Source organism: Desulfocurvus sp., assembly GCF_023230885.1.
Taxonomy (GTDB): Bacteria; Desulfobacterota; Desulfovibrionia; order Desulfovibrionales; family Desulfovibrionaceae; genus Desulfocurvus.
Genome location: NZ_JALNWM010000288.1, coordinates 1 through 2,795 on the forward strand (window position 1 = coordinate 1; position 2,795 = coordinate 2,795).

Annotated in this window: 3 protein-coding genes; 2 read left to right on the forward strand and 1 reads right to left on the reverse strand. The window is 69.8% G+C overall.

The features are described from left to right. The first annotated feature begins 102 nt into the window (after positions 1-102). Positions 103-1,290: a pyridoxal phosphate-dependent aminotransferase gene (locus M0P34_RS14765; protein WP_291500486.1), complete on the forward strand. Its 1,188-nt coding sequence runs from the start codon at positions 103-105 to the stop codon at positions 1,288-1,290. Between the two features lie 108 nt (positions 1,291-1,398). Here M0P34_RS14765 and M0P34_RS14770 read toward each other — a convergent pair whose 3' ends face one another. Further along, entirely contained in the window at positions 1,399-1,800 is a 402-nt protein-coding gene (locus M0P34_RS14770; RefSeq protein WP_291500488.1) for a hemerythrin domain-containing protein, read from the reverse strand. A gap of 205 nt (positions 1,801-2,005) precedes the next feature. Here M0P34_RS14770 and M0P34_RS14775 point away from each other — a divergent pair, with 205 nt between their 5' ends. Beyond that, the gene (locus tag M0P34_RS14775; RefSeq protein ID WP_291500490.1) at positions 2,006-2,548 is read left to right on the forward strand and encodes a ferritin-like domain-containing protein; all 543 of its coding nucleotides are present in this window, start codon (positions 2,006-2,008) and stop codon (positions 2,546-2,548) included. Positions 2,549-2,795 lie beyond the last annotated feature (247 nt).

A 2,795-nucleotide genomic window follows, 5' to 3' on the forward strand; every position in this document is an offset into this window, starting at 1 on the left:
AATTTCGGAATACAAGAAACGGGGAATCGACATCCCCTGAAGCCAGCCCCCGGCCCCGGGCCGGGCCGCCGCCCGCGCGCGGCCAACGAGGACACGCCGATCATGCAGATGCTTTCCAACCAGGTCCAGGGCTACCTCAAGAACTCGTCCTGGATCCGCAAGATGTTCGAGGCGGGCCTGGAACTCAAGGCCAGGTACGGCGAGGACGCCGTGTGTGACTTCAGCCTGGGCAACCCCGACCTCGCCCCGCCCAGGGCCGTGGGCCAGGCCCTGCGCGACATCGCCGACGGCGCCGAACGGCCCTTCGCCTTCGGCTACATGCCCAACTTCGGCTACCCCGCCACCCGCAAGGCCCTGGCCGGGCACCTCTCGCGCGAGCAGGGCGTGGCCGTCGAACCCGGCGACCTCGTGCTGACCTGCGGCGCCGCCGGCGCCCTCAACTCGCTGCTGCGCGCCGTGCTCGAACCCGGCGACGAGGTGGTCTGCCCGGCGCCCTACTTCGTGGAATACGGCTTCTATGTGCAGAACCACGGCGGAGCCCTGCGCCCCGTGCCCGCTCGGCCGCTGACCTTCGACCTCGACCTCCCGGCCATGGAGGCCGCCATCACCGCGCGCACCCGCGTGGTGCTCATCAACTCGCCCAACAACCCCAGCGGCGCCGTCTACACCCGGGCCGAGCTGGAGGGCCTGGCGGCCATCCTGAGCCGCAAGACCGCCGAGTTCGGCCGCCCCATCTACCTCGTGGCCGACGAGCCCTACCGCTTCCTCGCCTTCGACGGCTGCGAGGTGCCCGGCGTCCTGCCGCTGTACCCCTACTCCGTGGTGGTCAGCTCCTTCTCCAAGAGCCTGTCCCTGCCCGGCGAGCGCGTGGGATACGCCCTGGTCAACCCCGCCATGCCCGACAAGGCCACCCTCGTGGCCGGCATCGTGCTGGCCAACCGCATCCTGGGCTTCGTCAACGCCCCGGCCATCGGCCAGATGCTCGTCGAGCGCGCCCTGGGCTCCCAGGTCAACCTCGCCGTCTACGCCGAACGCCGCAAGGCCATGACCACCGTCCTCGACGAGGCCGGATACACCTTCACCATGCCCAAGGGCGCCTTTTACTTCTTCCCCCAGGCCCCGGGCGGAGACGACGTGGCCTTCTGCGCCGCCCTCCAGGAGGAACGCATCCTGGCCGTGCCGGGCTCGGGCTTCGGCTGCCCGGGCTTCTTCCGCCTGGCCTTCTGCGTCGGCGAGGAGGTCATCAACCGCTCCGCCGAAGGCTTCGCCAAGGCCCTGGCCCGCTTCTAGACCGCCCGCACCCGGCCCGGGCCGAACCCGACGCCCGGCCCGGAAAACAGACGCGGCGCGCCCGGAACAGCCCGGACGCGCCGCGTCTGCCTTTACCCCCGGACAGGGCTACTTCACGCCATGCTCGCGCAGGAACTCCGCCAGCCGACGGTCCGGCCCGGCGAGATGCCCGGCCCACCAGTCCGCCAGCCGCCCGAGCACCGCCCCGGCCGGTTCCGCGCCGTCCTGGAGCATGGCCAGGTCGTCCGCCGCCTGAACCATGTAGTCGTCGTGCTCGTCCACATGCTCGCCCAGCTCCGGGTAGTCCCATTCCTCCATCAGCCGCTGCTCCATGGTGAAATGGTAGTCGATGTAGTCCAGGGCCTCGGCGGCGGCCTCCTCCAGCGCCTCGCCCGAGCCCCCGGCGCAGGCCGACTCCAGCCCCGCCAAAAGCCCCACGATCCGCTCATGCTGCCGGTCCATCTTGGCCACCCCAAGCCGCCACCCTTCGTTCCATCGCACTGTCGTCACGCCAGACCTCCCGTCGTCCCGTTGGCGGCGCAAGCCGCGCCGTTTTGCGGTTTCTAGGGCCGCCCGCCGCCCCCTGTCAAGCCGCCCCGCAGGATGAAAACCGCTTTCATCCCTTGAATCCGACCCCACATGACCTATAGTGTAGCCGAAGACAGACATCCCGGCCGCCCCGGCGCGGCCAGACCACAACCCAAGGAGACCAGTCATGGCCAAAGCGAAAACCGACAAGGAAAAACGCAGGGAAAAGGTGCTCGAAGTCCTCAACAAGGCCCGCGCCATGGAACTGTACGCCATCTCCCAGTACATGAACCAGCACTACGGGCTGGACGGCATGGACTACGGCGAACTGGCCCGTGACATGAAACTCATCGCCATCGACGAGATGCGCCACGCCGAACAGTTCGCCGAACGCATCAAGGAACTGGACGGCGAACCCACCACCGAACTGGCCGCCCCCGTGGTCAAGGCCCAGGACGTGCGCACCATCTTCCCCTTCGACGCCGACGTGGAAGACGGCACCATCGACGTGTACAACCAGTTCCTCCAGGTCTGCCGCGAGTGCGGCGACAACGTGAGCGCCAAGCTCTTCGAGGCCATCATCGACGAGGAACAGGCCCACTTCAACCACTTCGACAACGTCGGCAAGCACATCAACACCCTGGGCGACACCTACCTCTCCAAGATCGCCGGGACCTCCGCCAGCACCGGCCCGTCCACCAAGGGCTTCTCCCTCGGCGCCGCCGAATAGCCGCGCCCCCCGCGGCCCCACGGCCCCACGGCCCCGCCCCGGCAACGAGGCGGGGCCTTTTCATTGCCCGCCCGGCAGCGCCCCGGGCGCGGGAGGCCGGGGCGCCGCCCCGGACCCCGGCCAGGGGGCTCCGCCCCCCGGCACCCCCCGCAAGGGGGCAACGCCCCCTTGACCCCGCATGCCGGAGGGGGCCGCGCGCCAAGGCCCGCGCGGCCCCCTCCGGAACGTCGCGACAAGACGCGCACCC

Excerpts from the sequence above, each read along its gene's own strand:
- M0P34_RS14765 (WP_291500486.1), top strand. The coding sequence starts at position 103 with ATGCAGATGCTTTCCAACCAGGTCCAGGGCTACCTCAAGAACTCGTCC.
- M0P34_RS14775 (WP_291500490.1), top strand. The coding sequence starts at position 2,006 with ATGGCCAAAGCGAAAACCGACAAGGAAAAACGCAGGGAAAAGGTGCTC.